Annotated in this window: 15 protein-coding genes and 2 pseudogenes; all 17 read left to right on the plus strand. The window is 36.9% G+C overall.

Annotation, left to right across the window (positions count from 1 at the left end; all coding sequences use genetic code 11):
• The first annotated feature begins 127 nt into the window (after positions 1 to 127).
• The 17 genes and pseudogenes from JCM21531_RS02060 to murJ all read left to right on the plus strand — a co-directional run bounded on the left by JCM21531_RS02060 (position 128) and on the right by murJ (position 14,391).
• The gene (locus JCM21531_RS02060; RefSeq protein ID WP_038287118.1) at positions 128 to 955 is read left to right on the plus strand and encodes an aldolase/citrate lyase family protein; all 828 of its coding nucleotides are present in this window, start codon (positions 128 to 130) and stop codon (positions 953 to 955) included.
• A gap of 175 nt (positions 956 to 1,130) precedes the next feature.
• Complete coding sequence (locus tag JCM21531_RS02065; protein WP_243467105.1) at positions 1,131 to 1,574, plus strand: sugar transferase; 444 nt, start codon at positions 1,131 to 1,133, stop codon at positions 1,572 to 1,574.
• 16 nt (positions 1,575 to 1,590) lie between these two features.
• On the plus strand, positions 1,591 to 2,343 hold the full coding sequence (locus tag JCM21531_RS02070) for an ATP-grasp domain-containing protein (protein WP_243467077.1): 753 nt from the start codon (positions 1,591 to 1,593) through the stop codon (positions 2,341 to 2,343).
• Between the two features lie 44 nt (positions 2,344 to 2,387).
• A complete protein-coding gene (locus tag JCM21531_RS23440; protein ID WP_279378959.1) occupies positions 2,388 to 2,516 on the plus strand; it encodes a hypothetical protein in 129 nt (42 codons plus the stop codon).
• A gap of 2 nt (positions 2,517 to 2,518) precedes the next feature.
• A complete protein-coding gene (locus tag JCM21531_RS02075; RefSeq protein WP_243467078.1) occupies positions 2,519 to 3,622 on the plus strand; it encodes a CDP-glycerol glycerophosphotransferase family protein in 1,104 nt (367 codons plus the stop codon).
• A gap of 114 nt (positions 3,623 to 3,736) precedes the next feature.
• Positions 3,737 to 4,716: pseudogene (locus JCM21531_RS02080) on the plus strand (NAD-dependent 4,6-dehydratase LegB).
• Between the two features lie 14 nt (positions 4,717 to 4,730).
• Positions 4,731 to 5,900 (plus strand): LegC family aminotransferase, encoded by a 1,170-nt coding sequence (locus JCM21531_RS02085; protein WP_038287034.1) that lies wholly within the window; start codon positions 4,731 to 4,733, stop codon positions 5,898 to 5,900.
• A 4-nt stretch (positions 5,901 to 5,904) separates the two neighbouring features.
• Positions 5,905 to 6,951 carry a sugar phosphate nucleotidyltransferase gene (locus JCM21531_RS02090; protein ID WP_038287035.1) on the plus strand — a complete coding sequence of 349 codons (1,047 nt, stop codon included), beginning with the start codon at positions 5,905 to 5,907 and terminating at the stop codon, positions 6,949 to 6,951.
• Positions 6,944 to 7,587 (plus strand): annotated as a pseudogene (locus JCM21531_RS02095) (acetyltransferase). Before JCM21531_RS02090 ends, JCM21531_RS02095 begins: the two are co-directional and overlap by 8 nt.
• Positions 7,584 to 8,474 carry an N-acetylneuraminate synthase gene (gene neuB / locus JCM21531_RS02100; protein WP_243467079.1) on the plus strand — a complete coding sequence of 297 codons (891 nt, stop codon included), beginning with the start codon at positions 7,584 to 7,586 and terminating at the stop codon, positions 8,472 to 8,474. The pseudogene JCM21531_RS02095 and the gene neuB overlap by 4 nt, the downstream one beginning before the upstream one ends.
• Complete coding sequence (locus JCM21531_RS20110) at positions 8,423 to 8,578, plus strand: SAF domain-containing protein (protein ID WP_243467080.1); 156 nt, start codon at positions 8,423 to 8,425, stop codon at positions 8,576 to 8,578. The genes neuB and JCM21531_RS20110 overlap by 52 nt, the downstream gene beginning before the upstream one ends.
• Positions 8,575 to 9,747 carry a UDP-N-acetylglucosamine 2-epimerase gene (gene neuC / locus JCM21531_RS02105; RefSeq protein ID WP_038287037.1) on the plus strand — a complete coding sequence of 391 codons (1,173 nt, stop codon included), beginning with the start codon at positions 8,575 to 8,577 and terminating at the stop codon, positions 9,745 to 9,747. Before JCM21531_RS20110 ends, neuC begins: the two co-directional genes overlap by 4 nt.
• Positions 9,744 to 10,436: an acylneuraminate cytidylyltransferase family protein gene (locus JCM21531_RS02110; RefSeq protein WP_038287039.1), complete on the plus strand. Its 693-nt coding sequence runs from the start codon at positions 9,744 to 9,746 to the stop codon at positions 10,434 to 10,436. The genes neuC and JCM21531_RS02110 overlap by 4 nt, the downstream gene beginning before the upstream one ends.
• Before the next feature lie 44 nt (positions 10,437 to 10,480).
• Entirely contained in the window at positions 10,481 to 11,761 is a 1,281-nt protein-coding gene (locus tag JCM21531_RS02115; RefSeq protein WP_038287042.1) for an O-antigen ligase family protein, read from the plus strand.
• Positions 11,718 to 12,848: a glycosyltransferase family 4 protein gene (locus JCM21531_RS02120; RefSeq protein ID WP_038287044.1), complete on the plus strand. Its 1,131-nt coding sequence runs from the start codon at positions 11,718 to 11,720 to the stop codon at positions 12,846 to 12,848. The genes JCM21531_RS02115 and JCM21531_RS02120 overlap by 44 nt, the downstream gene beginning before the upstream one ends.
• A 17-nt stretch (positions 12,849 to 12,865) precedes the next feature.
• On the plus strand, positions 12,866 to 13,816 hold the full coding sequence (locus tag JCM21531_RS23445) for a lipid II flippase MurJ (RefSeq protein WP_279378960.1): 951 nt from the start codon (positions 12,866 to 12,868) through the stop codon (positions 13,814 to 13,816).
• On the plus strand, positions 13,813 to 14,391 hold the full coding sequence (gene murJ / locus JCM21531_RS23450) for a murein biosynthesis integral membrane protein MurJ (RefSeq protein WP_279378961.1): 579 nt from the start codon (positions 13,813 to 13,815) through the stop codon (positions 14,389 to 14,391). The genes JCM21531_RS23445 and murJ overlap by 4 nt, the downstream gene beginning before the upstream one ends.
• The last annotated feature ends 78 nt before the right edge of the window (positions 14,392 to 14,469 follow it).

Here is a 14,469-nt window from a genome sequence, read left to right on the forward strand (position 1 = left end):
AACACAAAAGCCCTTGTTGCTAAACTGATATACCTAAAGATAAACAACTCTTTTGCTATAAAAGTCCGAAAAAACGATTTCAGCAACTTGCAAACAGAATAACCTTTTGGCAGGAAGGATGACCGGAATGGCTTTGAAGCTTATGTATATCACTAATGAAGTTGAAATTGCCAAAATAGCTGAAAAAGCAGGAGTCGATTGGATATTTGTCGATTTGGAGATTAACGGTAAAGAGAAAAGGCAAGGTCATCTTGACACTGTTATTTCAAAACACATGATCAGTGACGTGAAAAAAATTAAATCAGTACTGGAAAAATCCGAGCTTTTAGTCCGTGTTAACCCGATATTCGAAGGCTCAAAGGACGAAATTGATTCGGTGATTGAATATGGAGCAGATATTGTGATGCTTCCTTTTTTTAAAACTAAAGAAGAGGTTGATAAATTTGTTGGTTATGTTAACAACAGGGCAAAGGTCATGCTTTTGCTCGAAACACCACAAGCTGTTGACAATGTTGATTCAATACTAAGCGTAAGCGGAATAGATTATATCCATATCGGACTTAATGATTTGCATTTGGGTTACAAAATGAAATTTATGTTTGAACTGCTGTCAGAAGGTACGGTTGAAATGCTTTGCAAGAAAATCAAAGAGAAATCTATTCCTTATGGCTTTGGAGGAGTGGCACGGCTTGGAACAGGTCTTTTGCCGGCAGAAAACATACTTGCCGAACACTATAGATTGGGTTCTTCCATGGTCATCCTTTCAAGGAGCTTTTGTAACATAAAAGAACTTTCCGATTTGGATATTATAAGCCAAACATTTAAAGAAGGCATCGCAGACATAAGAAAGTATGAAGCTGAACTTTCCTTAAAAAGTGAGGAGTTTTTCCGGCAAAACAAGATAAATCTGAAAATGCTGGTGGACAAAATTAAAAACTCTTGTGTAACAGATTGAGGGGTTTATATATGGGAAGTGAGGTAAAAAAAAGTGAACCCTTTTCCAAAACATTTTATAAACTTTTTCTTAAAAGAATTATAGATATTTTTGCTTCGGCAACAGCTCTAATGCTGTTAATGCTTTATTCATTATTATCGGTATATTTATAAAAATTGACTCAAAAGGACCGGTCATTTACAAACAAAAGAGAGTCGGCCAAGGCGGAAAAGATTTTTATGTATATAAATTTAGAACAATGTACTTAAATGCAGACAAAATCGGACCCACAATTACAAAAGAAGGAGACCGCAGAATAACGAAGGTTGGCAAAATCTTAAGGAAACTTAGTATAGACGAATTACCCCAAATGGTAAATGTCTTTTTAGGTCAAATGAGCCTTGTCGGTTACAGACCCGGAGTAAGAGAGAATTACAGCGAAGCTGACCTAAAAAGCAGAATTTTCGATTTAAAACCGGGTATAACAGGATACGCCCAGGTAATGGGCAGAAGTACATTGACAAGGGAAGAAAAAAGAAACTGGGAACTAAAATATGCCGAAGATGCTTCCTTTCTAGTTGACCTTAAAATAATTCTGTTGACAATTAAAAAGGTTGTGACTGGAGAGGCAGCATATTAAAAGGGGGCTTATGTTTTTGAATACATGCATTGGATTAATAGCCGGCCATAGCGGTGATTCTCTTACAGACATATTGAAAAGAAAGGGATATCGGGTTGCCATTGTTGGAGGAGTTAAAAATGAGCCCGGAATGGATAAAGCTGACTTTGAATTGGTTGAGGATTTGTCGAACTACAAGGAGATTATCGGCTTTTTCAGGGAGCATGAAGTAAACAAGGTCATTATAGGAACAGGACACCACAAGGCTATTCTGCTGGCAGATGTTTTGGAGAAAAGCGGAATTAAAACCAATATCAATTATTCTAAAAGCCTCTTAGCGAAAGATAAAATCAAATTTAAAGAGGAACTTATAAAATTAGAAATAGCCACTCCCAAATATTTAAGTATAGATGTTAATAAAGACGTTTCAATCGATGAAATAACCGGAAAAATTGCAATTCCTTGTGTGGTAAAATCCTCTGTTGATGCCATTCAACCGGTAAAAGCAAATTCGGTGGCCGAACTTAAAGAAGCCATTGAAAAAGTAAAGGCAACCAATACTGTCGTACTGATTGAAGAATATATCAAGGGTAATGACTGTACTGTTGCTGTGGAAAGCAACGGGAAAAACATTCGAAGCCTGGGAGTGACATATTACTGTAAAGCTAAAGAATACAGGCTAAAAGGATTTGACGGAGCTTACTCAAGGAAAATGTCCGAGGATAAAGAATCCGAGATTTGCAAAATAGCCGTTGAAATTGCTAAGCAATTGGGTTTTACAGGCTCTTAAGAATTGACTTCATAGTTGATGAATGCAGCGAAAAAGTTTATGTTTTGGAGCTAAACACGGTAATTGTAACAGGATATAAAGGCAGTGCATACCCCTTCTTTAAGAAACAAGGCATAGACATTGCGGAAGTTATGATATCAAACTCCCTAAAATTACTGGGACTGGAGACATAAGCATGAAAGAAGTTTTCTTTGTAACTTACGGCGGAGGCCATGTGAGAAGTGTAATTCCGGTTATTAAAGAATTGAAATCAAGGGGCCATAGAGTCTCTGTCCTTGGCCTAACAAGCAGCGTAAAGGATTTAAAAAAAGAAGAAATTGAATATAAAGGCATCAAGGATTATTTGAATTTGTTCAGAGATGAAGAAGTTCAATTGATTTTAAAATACGGAGATATGTTTATTGATGAACATTTTGATGCCGGTTCAGGCTTGGATAAGCCGGAAATCAAAGTTTACTTGGGGATGAATCTATGGGATTTGTCCGTTCAATTTGAGAGTTTTGAAAAGGCTGTCGAGCTGTTTAACGAAAGCGGCAAAAATTGTTTTTTACCCGTTAATTCAATGGAAAGAATATTAAGCTGTGAAAAACCGGATGTAACTGTGGTCACATGCGGGAAAAGAGCCGAAAAAGCTGCTGCCTTCAGTGCCAATAAAATGGGCATAAAGGTGGTACGTATAGTTGATCTTTTGGGAGAAAATTTAGAAATCCCATACAAAGCAAAGGTGTGTGTATTAAATAGCTATGCCAAAGCAAACATACTTTCAAGCAACAAAAACATGGACGAACAGGACGTAGTTGTGACAGGGCAGCCGAATATTGAACCGACTTATACCAAAGAACAGCTTAGGGATTTTATAAAGAAATATAGTCTTGATAGATTTAATAAGGTTATTTCTTTTTTCTCCCAGCCCAATATAGCTTACAGAGAGGATGTTCTGCTTGAATTTATTAAGCTTATGGAAAAAAGAACAAATTTTATGGGCATATGGAAAACTCATCCCAATGAGCAAATGGATTTATACACCAAGTATTTGAATACATTACCGCCAAATTTATTGATTCTTAAAGAAGAAGATACCAATTTGATTTTAAGTAAGTCCGATTTGGTAATTACCTTTTACTCTACAGTTGGTTTACAAGCTATAGCTGCAGATAAACCTCTTATAACCGTTAATTTTTCAAAAAATGCACATCCGGTGGAATATGACAAGTTGGGATGCGCAACTTCTTGTCAAAAATACCGAAGAATTCAAGAATACTATAAGTCTTTTACTTGAAAACAACAATCTGCGTGCCCGCCTTAAGGAAGCAAGGAAAAAACTGAAGCCGCCTAAAAGAGCGGCTCAAAATATTGCCAATGTTATTGAATATTCATAAAAGGAGACAGAAATATGAGCAAAATTTTAGTTACCGGTGCCGATGGCTTTATCGGAAGCCATTTGACAGAAGAATTGGTGAAACAAGGATATAAAGTCAGAGCTTTTGTGTACTATAATTCTTTCAATTCTTGGGGTTGGCTGGATACTTTTCCTAAAGAAATCTTGAAAGAAATAGAAGTATTTACGGGAGATATCCGGGATTGTAACGGCGTTCTCGAAGCAATGAAAGGAATAGATAAAGTTTTTCATCTTGCAGCATTGATAGCTATTCCCTTTAGTTATCATTCACCGGAGGCTTATGTGGACACAAACATCAAAGGTACTTTGAATGTACTGCAGGCAGCCAGAATCCTTAATACGTCAAGGCTCTTCATTACCTCTACATCGGAAGTGTACGGAACGGCACAATATGTCCCCATAGACGAACACCACCCTTATCAGGGACAGTCCCCCTACTCTGCTACAAAGATAGGTGCCGACAGACTGGCCGAATCTTTTTACAGGAGCTTTGACATGCCAATAACAATAGTAAGACCGTTCAATACATATGGACCAAGGCAATCGGCTAGAGCTGTCATACCGACAATCATAACCCAGCTTCTTTCCGGAAAAGAAGAGATTAAACTTGGTTCATTAACTCCCACAAGAGATTTTAATTACGTTAAAGATACCGTAAACGGCTTTATTGAAATATCCAAAACAGACAAAACCATAGGTGAAGAAATCAATATTGCAAGCCAGCAAGAAATATCAATCGGTAAATTGGCTGAGGAACTGATACGGCAGATTAATCCGAATGCAAAAATCGTGTGTGATGAAGAAAGATTAAGGCCCGAAAAAAGTGAAGTCAACAGGCTATTGGGTTCTAATGAAAAGCTAAAAAGGCTTACAAACTGGAAGCAAAACTATACCTTGAGCAAGGCCTGGCAGAGACCATTGAGTTTATTAGATGCAATTTAGACAAATACAAAACCGACCTTTACAACATCTAATCGGAGGTGCAAAAGTGAGCAGGGAATTGTTACCGTTATCGGTTCCCAACTTAATGGGAAAAGAAATTGAATATGTCTCAAATGTCGTCAAATCCGGGTGGGTTTCAACTGCCGGACCTTATGTGTCTGACTTTGAATCAAAGCTTTCGGAGTATGTGAATTGCAAAGGTGCGGTTTCCTGTCAAAACGGAACATCCGGACTTCACATAGCTCTCCAAGTTTGCGGTATCTCAAAGGATTGTGAAGTCATTGTTCCGACCCTTACATTTATTGCTGCCGTAAATCCGGTAAAATATACCGGTGCCGAACCGGTATTTATGGATTGTGACGATTCCCTAACTTTAGATGTTGCCAAACTTAGAGCTTTTTTTGAAAACGAATGCAGTTTCATAGACGGCAAACTCATAAATAAGGCTACAAAGAAGCATATAAAAGCAATACTTGTGGTACATGTATTCGGCAATATGGCTGATATGGAAGGCATTATGGAGCTTTCCCAAAAATACAATCTAAAAGTCATAGAAGATGCCACAGAGGCCCTTGGAACTTACTATATTGACGGAAAATACAAGGGCAAATACGCCGGAACCATCGGTGATGCCGGTGTGTATTCCTTTAACGGAAACAAAATTATCACAACCGGCGGAGGCGGAATGATTGTATCGAATAATGAGAATTTTCTAAAGAGAGCAAAGCACCTCACAACCCAGGCAAAATGCGACGAACTTTACTTTATCCACGATGAAATCGGATACAACTACCGGATGACAAATATCCAAGCTGCGCTGGGACTTGCACAATTGGAGCAAATTGAACATTTTATAGAAACAAAGAGAAAAAATTATGAGTTTTACAAAAGGGAAATAAGCAAAATTCATGGACTAAAGATTTTGGAATTTAAGGATAACATAAGGCCAAATTATTGGTTCTATTCCTTGTATATAGATGAAAATTATCCGTTAAACAGAGATGAGGTAATTGGATACCTGGCATCTAAGAAAATTCAAACAAGACCGATATGGGGGCTTATTAGTGAGCAAAAACCCTATAAAGCAAACCAGACATACAGGATTGAAAAAGCATTTGAATATTTAGAGCATGTAGTTAACATTCCTTGCAGCTCAAATCTTCAAAAAGAAGATGCAGAATATGTAGTTGAATGTTTAAAACAAGCAGGGGTATAGAGCAATGGATGTTGTAGATTTTTTAATAGATGAAGAAGCAACGGTGCTAAATGCAATGGAACAACTGGATAAGGTCGCAAAAAAGGTCCTCTTTGTCATAAATGCAGGCCGCTTTGTTGCAACTGTTACCGACGGGGATATAAGGCGTTGGATTTTAAAGAAAGGAAATCTTGATGCTAAGGTTAAGGAAATTGCCAACTACAGCCCAAAATTTCTATATGAAGAAGAAAAGAGCAAGGCTAAAGGATATATGAAAAAGTACTCTGTTGAGGCCCTGCCCATACTGGATAAAGAGCGCAATATTGTCTCCGTCATCCTCTGGAATGATGAGCAAATTGAGCCAAAGAAAAGCCTGGATGTTCCGGTGGTAATCATGGCCGGAGGCCTGGGTACCCGGCTTTATCCATATACCAAAATACTTCCCAAACCGCTAATACCGATAGGTGAAATACCTATCGCAGAACATATAATGAACAGGTTTAACAAATTCGGATGCAAAGAGTTTTATCTCATTTTAAACCACAAGAAAAATACCGTAAAAGCATACTTTAGCGATATTGAAAAAAGCTACTCTGTAAATTACGTGGAAGAAGAAAAGCCTTTAGGAACAGGCGGTGGACTTAGCCTTTTAAAAGGGAAAATTACTTCCACCTTTATCCTTTCAAATTGCGATATTTTAATAGAAGAAAATTATGAAAAAATATATAACTACCATAAAAAACACAACAATCTGATAACCATGGTTTGCTCGCTAAAGAATATTAAAATTCCCTATGGTGTTATTGAAATCAATGACAAGGGTGAAATCGAAAATATAAAGGAAAAGCCCGAACTGGTGTACTTTGTCAACACCGGGCTGTATTTTGCCGAAGCCAAAATCATTGAAGAACTTGAAGAAAACCAACCCGTTGAATTTCCTGACATTATTAAAAAATACAAAAACGAAGGAGAAAAGATTGGAGTCTATCCAATAAGCGAAAATAGTTGGATGGACATGGGACAGTTTGATGAAATGGAAAAAATGAAGAGAAGGTTGGAAAAAGATGAATAAAAAAATTTTGCTAATAGGCGGCGGGGGCACTGTAAATCTATTTTAGACAGCCTTCTTAATTTAAATGAGTATGATGATATAGGGATCATTGATACTAAAGAAAATGTTGGGAAAGCCGTACTTGGAATACCAATAATGGGTTATGACAAGGATCTTCCCTCATTATACAAGGATGGATACCGTCATGCGTTTGTTGCTGTGGGAAGTATAGGTAATCCCTCTGTGCGCATCAACATTTTCAATACTCTGTGCGAGATGGGATTTGCAATTCCCAATATAGTTGATACTTCAGCTAAAGTGAGTAAATACGCTCAAATTGATAAAGGGGTTTTTATCGGCAAACAAGCCATTGTAAACGCCGGTGCCGTAATTCGTCAGGGAGCAATTATAAATTCCGGTGCCATTGTCGAACATGACTGTGAAATCGGAGAGTTTGTGCATATAGCCCCAGGAACGGTTTTATGCGGAGGAGTAAAAATCGGAGAACATTCCCATATTGGCTCAAATAGCATTGTCAAACAAGGAATCCTCATTGGTTCAAACTGCATAATCGGAATGGGAAGCGTTGTAACAAAAGAAATAAGGGATAGCGTAATGGCCTATGGAAATCCATGCAGAGAGGTGAAGAAACTTTGAAAGTATTTGTCATAGCAGAGGCAGGCATAAATCACAACGGAAGCTTAGAGTTTGCAAAGAAACTGGTAGATGCGGCTAAAGACGCCGGCGCTGATTGTATAAAGTTTCAAACCTTTATCTCTAAGAATCTTGTTACAAAAAACGCTTTAAAGGCCGAGTACCAAAAGCAGCAAACAGGAGCAAAAGAATCTCAGTATGACATGCTCAAAAAGTATGAACTCTCGTTTGATGAATTTGTTAAGCTAGGCAGGTACTGCCAGGATAAAAACATTGAATTTCTTTCTACAGCCTTTGATTTTGAAAGTATAGAATTTCTAAAAAGTTTTGATATGAAAAGGTGGAAGATTCCTTCGGGGGAGATTACAAATCTTCCTTATTTAATAAAAATAGCAAAGTTAAACAAACCCGTCATTCTATCTACGGGTATGAGCACAATGGATGAAATAAAAAATGCGGTTTCGGTATTGAAAGAAAACAGTGCCGGAGAAATTACAGTTCTTCACTGTACGACAGAGTATCCGGCACCCTTTAGTGATGTAAACCTTAGAGCCATGCTCTCAATAAAAGAAGGGCTCGGCGTAAAAGTAGGATATTCCGACCATACGAAAGGAATTGAAGCAGCCATTGCAGCTGTTGCATTAGGAGCATCTGTTATAGAAAAGCACTTAACTTTGGATAAGAATATGGAAGGCCCTGACCACAAATCAAGTCTTGAGCCAAGCGAAATGAAAGCCATGGTAGAATCCATCAGAAATATTGAAATTGCTTTGGGCGACGGAACAAAGAAGCTTCAGAATCGGAGAAAAAAAACATTTGCGTTGCCCGCAAAAGCATTGTGGCCAAAAGATATATCAAAAAGGGAGAAATTTTCACTGAAGAAAATTTGACGGTAAAAAGGCCCGGTAACGGTATCAGCCCGATGCAATGGTTTGAAGTACTCGGGAAAAGAGCCGTAAGAGATTTTCAGGAAGACGAGTTGATAGAGTTATGAAAAAAGTAATAAGCGTGTTTACAGCCACAAGAGCCGAGTATGGTTTGTTAAAACCTATAATATATAAATTGAATAAAATAAAAGAATTTGATGTAAGGATTGTGGCAACGGGTGCACACCTTTCACCGGAGTTTGGGCTCACTTACAAAGAAATAGAGAAAGACGGATTTCATATCGATGAAAAAATAGAAATTCTGTTAAGTGCGGATACACCGTCTGCAATATCCAAATCAATGGGTCTTGTTATGATTGGATTTGCAGACTATTTTAAAAAGATTAATCCGGATTTATTGATTGTTCTCGGAGACAGATATGAAACCCTTGCAGTTTCAATGGCAGCCGTAAATCAAAGAATTCCCATTGCCCATCTTTACGGCGGCGAATCAACGGAAGGAGCTATTGACGAATCAATCCGTCATGCCATAACCAAATTAAGCTATCTTCACTTTACAAGTACGGAAGGCTATAGGAAAAGAGTTATACAGTTGGGAGAACATCCGGACCGGGTGTTTAATGTGGGGGCCATTGGCATAGAGAATATACTAAACGAAAAACTGCTGTCAAAAGAAGAATTGGAAAAAGAATTAAAGCTGGATTTAAGTAAGCCTTATGCAATAGCTTGCTTTCATCCGGTTACTTTGGAAGAAAACACTTCCAGAAAGCACATTACTGCTTTGCTTGAAGCATGCAGGGCATATGAGAATATAAATTTCATATTTACCAAAACCAATGCCGACTCGGACGGACGCATTATAAACCAGCTTATTGATAAATACACAGAGGAAAATGACAACATTACTGCCTTTACTTCACTAGGTATGGTTAATTACCTAAGCGCCCTAAAGCACAGTGCCATGATAATAGGCAATTCCTCAAGCGGATTGCTGGAAGCACCTAGCTTTGGCATTCCCACAATAAATATCGGTGAACGGCAAAAAGGAAGAATACAAGCCACAAGTGTCATAAATTGCAATCCTACTAAAAAGGAAATAAAACAGGCAATTAGAAAGGCTTTGTCAGATTCATTTATCAAACAAGCAAAAGAAACTGTCAACCCTTATGGAGACGGAAACACTTCCGAGAAAGTAATTGAAGTAATTAAAGAATATGTATTGAGTAAGAAAATAAATCTTAAAAAAGAGTTTTACAACATTGAGGTTGAGATATGAAAAATATAGCAATCATTCCGGCAAGATCCGGCTCTAAAGGCTTGAAAGATAAAAATATTAAACTGCTCAACGGAAAACCTCTATTGGCATATTCAATTGAAGCGGCAAAGGAATCCGGTTTGTTTGAGGAAATAACGGTATCCACCGATTCGGTAAAATATGCAAAAATCGCCGAAGAATGGGGTGCCAACGTTCCTTTTCTAAGACCTGCGGAACTTTCCAATGATACGGCTTCATCATGGGATGCGGTTAAATACGTTATAGAAAAATACAGAGAACTTGGCCGGGAATTTGATACAGTAGCCTTGCTGCAGCCAACTTCCCCTCTAAGAAACTCTACTGATATTATCAAAGGGTATGAAATCATGGAGAAGAAATCTGCGAATTCTGTCATAGCAGTATGCGAAGCGGAACATTCGCCGTTATGGATGAATACTTTGCCAAAAAATCATTCCATGGCTGGCTTTATCAGGCCGGATATTGCAAATATCCCAAGGCAAAGCATACCTACCTATTACAGGATTAATGGGGCTTTATATATTGTCAAGGTTGAGTATTTGATAAATTGTCAAAATATTTACTCTGATAAAAGTTATGCTTTGATTATGGATAAAGAAAATTCGATTGACATTGACGATATATTTGATTTTAAGATTGCAAGTTTGATATTAAAAGAAAGAATGCAATAGCTTCGTATCTCTAAATGTATATTTTTTAAGTCAGGTGATAAAACATGGCATCAAAGGTAATTTATTTTTCGGTTCTTATTATAGGTCTTATAAACATAGGAATACTTCTTCGAAGCAATTCGAAGAAAAAAAGAATCGCAGGCGATTCGATATTTTTGCTGTTTGTACTGACACTTCCCATTATAGGCAGATATGAATCCCTGGCTTTATTTATAGTGTCGTTTTTGCTAATGCTATATAAAATTCGAATAGAAAGAAACGGATTAACGTTTATATATTTCCTTATTATATTGGTAGGATTTTTAGGTATATTCAATTCAATTTATATTTCAACATCCTTTAGAGAACTTCTCATAGTCGTATCATATTTTTTAATCAGTATTACGGCTACTGTGTTGGTTTACGAGTTTAAGGAAGCATTTATTGAAAAAGCTTTTCGATTTATTATTGTATCCGCTTTAAGCGTATCATGTTTAAATCTCATTGATTTGACAGGTCTTTTTAATTTTAGAAAATATATAATCTTATTAAAAACCGACAACCATTTTGCATACTATATTGGGGGCATATTAATAACTGTTATTGTAATGTTATATGATAAAAATAAAACTTTCAGTAAATTAAATTTCCTTCCTATAATTGTTTTCGCTACAGCGTTAATATCTGCAGGCAGCAGAGGTTCGTTGGTTGCGATCGTTGCAACTCTTGGAATCTTTGCTATTTATAACAAAAAATACAAAACAGTATTTGTTATGGCTTTGATTTTCATTATAGGATACTTCAACTTCGATAAACTGCCCTACGACATTCAAAGGACCCTGTTGTCAATAACCAATAAAGCAACTACTTTCTCAAACACAGAAAGGCTTGCAATTTGGAATGCAAGTATACAGATGATTAAAGACCATCCTTTGGTTGGCGTGGGAATTGACAACTGGAGGTATTATTATTTGCTGCCGCAATATATGCAATCTGTAAATATCTATCCCCACGCCCACAACTTTTATCTTCAGACGGGAAGTGAAATGGGGCTTGCGGGATTGGTTTTGCACATTTTAATTTTTGCTACGAGTATTTACTATTCCATTTATGTTTTTAAAAGGACAAAGCACGAGATGAGAAAGTGTATTGCACTTTCCTCCGTAATGCTTATTATCTTCACGGCCATATACTGTATGTTCAACAATCCTCTTTTTAACAGCAAACCAGCCATGCTCTTTTATATAATTGTAGGGCTAAATGCCGGAATTTACAAACTAACCAGAGAGGAAGTGAAAATCGATGAAGAAAAGTCTGACAATACTACAAATCAGATCCGAGTTTAGAGACAACGGTCCCGGAACACAGAGTTTGGAAATTGCCCGTGAGATGAAACGGAGAGGCCATAATACAATTTTTGCATCAAGCGGCGGAATCCTTGCCGATGAAATAAAAAAAGAATTCAAGCACATTGATATACCCACATTGGCAATAAATAAAAGAGACCTCGTTTCTACAATAAAAAATATTATAAAAATAAGAAAAATACTCAAAGAAGAGAATATTGACGTGATACACGGCCATAATGCCGCTGCGGCCTTTACTGCATATTTGGCTTCAAAGACCGTAAATAGAAAAACAGCAATTACCCATAGTGTCAGAGGCATGGAAATTCGAGAAGGTTATCAGTGGAGAAATTTAATATACAGACTTTATCCGGCCACTTTTTTTGCCGTATCGGATTTTACAAAGCAGATGCTGATTAAAGCGGGGGTAAGAGAGGATAGAATTATAAATACTTATAACGGAGTGGATACCGAGAAATTTAATGTATCAAACTGTAACAGAAATATTTTCAGAAATGAAATCGGTGTTTCAAATGATACGGTTCTTATCGGTACTGTGGGAAGAGTTAATTATAATAAAGGCCAAGAAGTCCTAATAAGGGCAATTCCATACATTCTTAAGAAAACCTCAAATTTTAAAGTTGTGATAGTCGGAGACGGAGAAAAGCTCGAAGCTTGCAAAACACTTGCAAAAGATTTGGACGTGGAAGAATTTGTGCATTTCACCGGATTTAGAAGAGATATACCCAACATTCAGGCAGCCTTGGACATATACACCCTTGCTTCGGTTAGAGGAGAAATGTTTCCCAATTCCATACTTGAGGCAATGGCAATGGGTAATCCATGGGTTGCCAGTAAACTTAGCGGTATTCCGGAAATATCCGAAAACGGGAAGAATGGACTCTTGGTTGAGCCAAACAACTGTGAAGACTTGGCGAATAAATTGAGTGAATTGATTGTAAATGAAAGCTTAAGAAAAGAAATGGGAGAAAACTGCATTAAAACTATTGGCGGGAAATACACCATAGAAAAAGTCTGCGATGCTGTAGAATATGGGTACTTGAATGCTCTAAGACAATTAATGTGACAAGGGTAGTGGATAGTATGAAGAAAGTTGCCATAGTATTAGTTATTATAACAATCATATCAAAATTTTTCGGTTTCTTTCGGGAAATAACTCTGTCGTACTTTTACGGTGTGAGCAATGAAAGCGATGCCTATATAATAGCACTAACAATACCAAGTGTTATTTTTGCATTTGTCGGCACAGGGCTTGCCACAACATTTATTCCCATATACAACAATGTATTGGCAGAAAAAGGGGCAAATGCCGCAAACTCTTTTACAAACAAAGTTGTGAATTTAGTTTTTGGTATTTCTACAGCAATAGTTCTTTTGATATTTATTTTTACAGAGGAGATAGTCAAACTATTTGCATACGGTTTTGATAATGATACGCTGAACTTGGCAGTTCAATTTACCAGAATAATTTCGATAAGTATTTATTTTATCGGACTTGGATATATTTTTAAAAGCCTGCTTCAGATAAAAGACAATTTTATTATCCCGGCAATAGTGGGATTTCCCTACAACTTTATAGTTATAGCATCTATTATAGCAAGTACAAGTTGGAATATTATGATTTTACCTTTAGGCACTTTTATTGCCCTCTCGTTGGAAACTATTGTTTTGTTCCCCAGTATAATAAAGTCCGGATATAAACACAGGCTGGATTTTAAGATTGACAACTATATTAAAAAGATGTTTCTGCTATCACTACCTGTTATATTGGGAACCTCCGTAAACCAACTTAACAAGCTTGTTGACAGGACTTTGGCCTCACAAATTTCTGTAGGAGGAATTTCTGCCTTAAATTATGCATCAAGATTGAATAATTTTGTTCAAGGTGTATTTGTTGTTTCGATAGTTGCGGTGATGTATCCCGCAATATCAAAATTGGCGGCTGAAAGCAATATGAAAGAACTAAAAAAAGTATTGTCGGAATCCATTATCGGAGTAACGTTGTTACTAGTGCCACTGACTGTCGCGCCATGATTTTTTCAAGAGAAATAGTTGTACTGTTGTTTGGCAGAGGGGCATTTGACGGAACGGCAATAGATATGACTTCCATATCCTTGTTCTATTATTCCATAGGTATGCTGGCGTTTGGAATCAGAGAGGTTTTGGCAAGAGTGTTTTACTCTATTAAAGATACCAAAACTCCAACGGTTAACGCAGCTGTTGGTATGGCATTAAATATTGTTTTGAATATAATTTTATCCCAGTACCTAGGAATTGGAGGTTTGGCACTGGCAACCAGCATAGTGGGCATATTCATTACAATTTTAATGTTTGTAACACTGAGAAAGAAAATAGGCCCTTTAGGAATAAAGTCAATGAGTTTGAAATTCTTTAAGATTTTGGCGGCCTCATTGCTTATGGGATTAATAGCATATATATCCAATCTATATATTAGAAACTTTCTTAGCTCCAATATTTCAATTATAATATCAATCATAGGCGGTGCATTGTTGTACTTTGTTATCATCTATTTTATGAGAATTGATGATGTGGATGTTTTGGTTACGCAGTTTAAACAAAAGCTAACCGGTAAGAAAAAGATTAATTGATTTTAGTTTTTAATATGCAAAAAAGGAGCTATTTCAAAATTCCGTTTTGAAACAACTCCTTTTATTGTTGTCATAATT

The organism is Acetivibrio straminisolvens JCM 21531 (assembly GCF_000521465.1).
Lineage (GTDB): Bacteria > Bacillota > Clostridia > Acetivibrionales > Acetivibrionaceae > Hungateiclostridium > Hungateiclostridium straminisolvens.

Bases quoted from the DNA above. Each gene is read 5' to 3' on its own strand.
- JCM21531_RS02115 (WP_038287042.1), top strand. From the start codon at position 10,481: ATGGCATCAAAGGTAATTTATTTTTCGGTTCTTATTATAGGTCTTATA.
- JCM21531_RS02120 (WP_038287044.1), top strand. From the start codon at position 11,718: ATGAAGAAAAGTCTGACAATACTACAAATCAGATCCGAGTTTAGAGAC.
- JCM21531_RS02090 (WP_038287035.1), top strand. From the start codon at position 5,905: ATGGATGTTGTAGATTTTTTAATAGATGAAGAAGCAACGGTGCTAAAT.
- JCM21531_RS23445 (WP_279378960.1), top strand. From the start codon at position 12,866: ATGAAGAAAGTTGCCATAGTATTAGTTATTATAACAATCATATCAAAA.
- neuC (WP_038287037.1), top strand. From the start codon at position 8,575: ATGAAAAAAGTAATAAGCGTGTTTACAGCCACAAGAGCCGAGTATGGT.
- murJ (WP_279378961.1), top strand. From the start codon at position 13,813: ATGATTTTTTCAAGAGAAATAGTTGTACTGTTGTTTGGCAGAGGGGCA.
- JCM21531_RS02075 (WP_243467078.1), top strand. From the start codon at position 2,519: ATGAAAGAAGTTTTCTTTGTAACTTACGGCGGAGGCCATGTGAGAAGT.
- JCM21531_RS02110 (WP_038287039.1), top strand. From the start codon at position 9,744: ATGAAAAATATAGCAATCATTCCGGCAAGATCCGGCTCTAAAGGCTTG.
- JCM21531_RS02060 (WP_038287118.1), top strand. From the start codon at position 128: ATGGCTTTGAAGCTTATGTATATCACTAATGAAGTTGAAATTGCCAAA.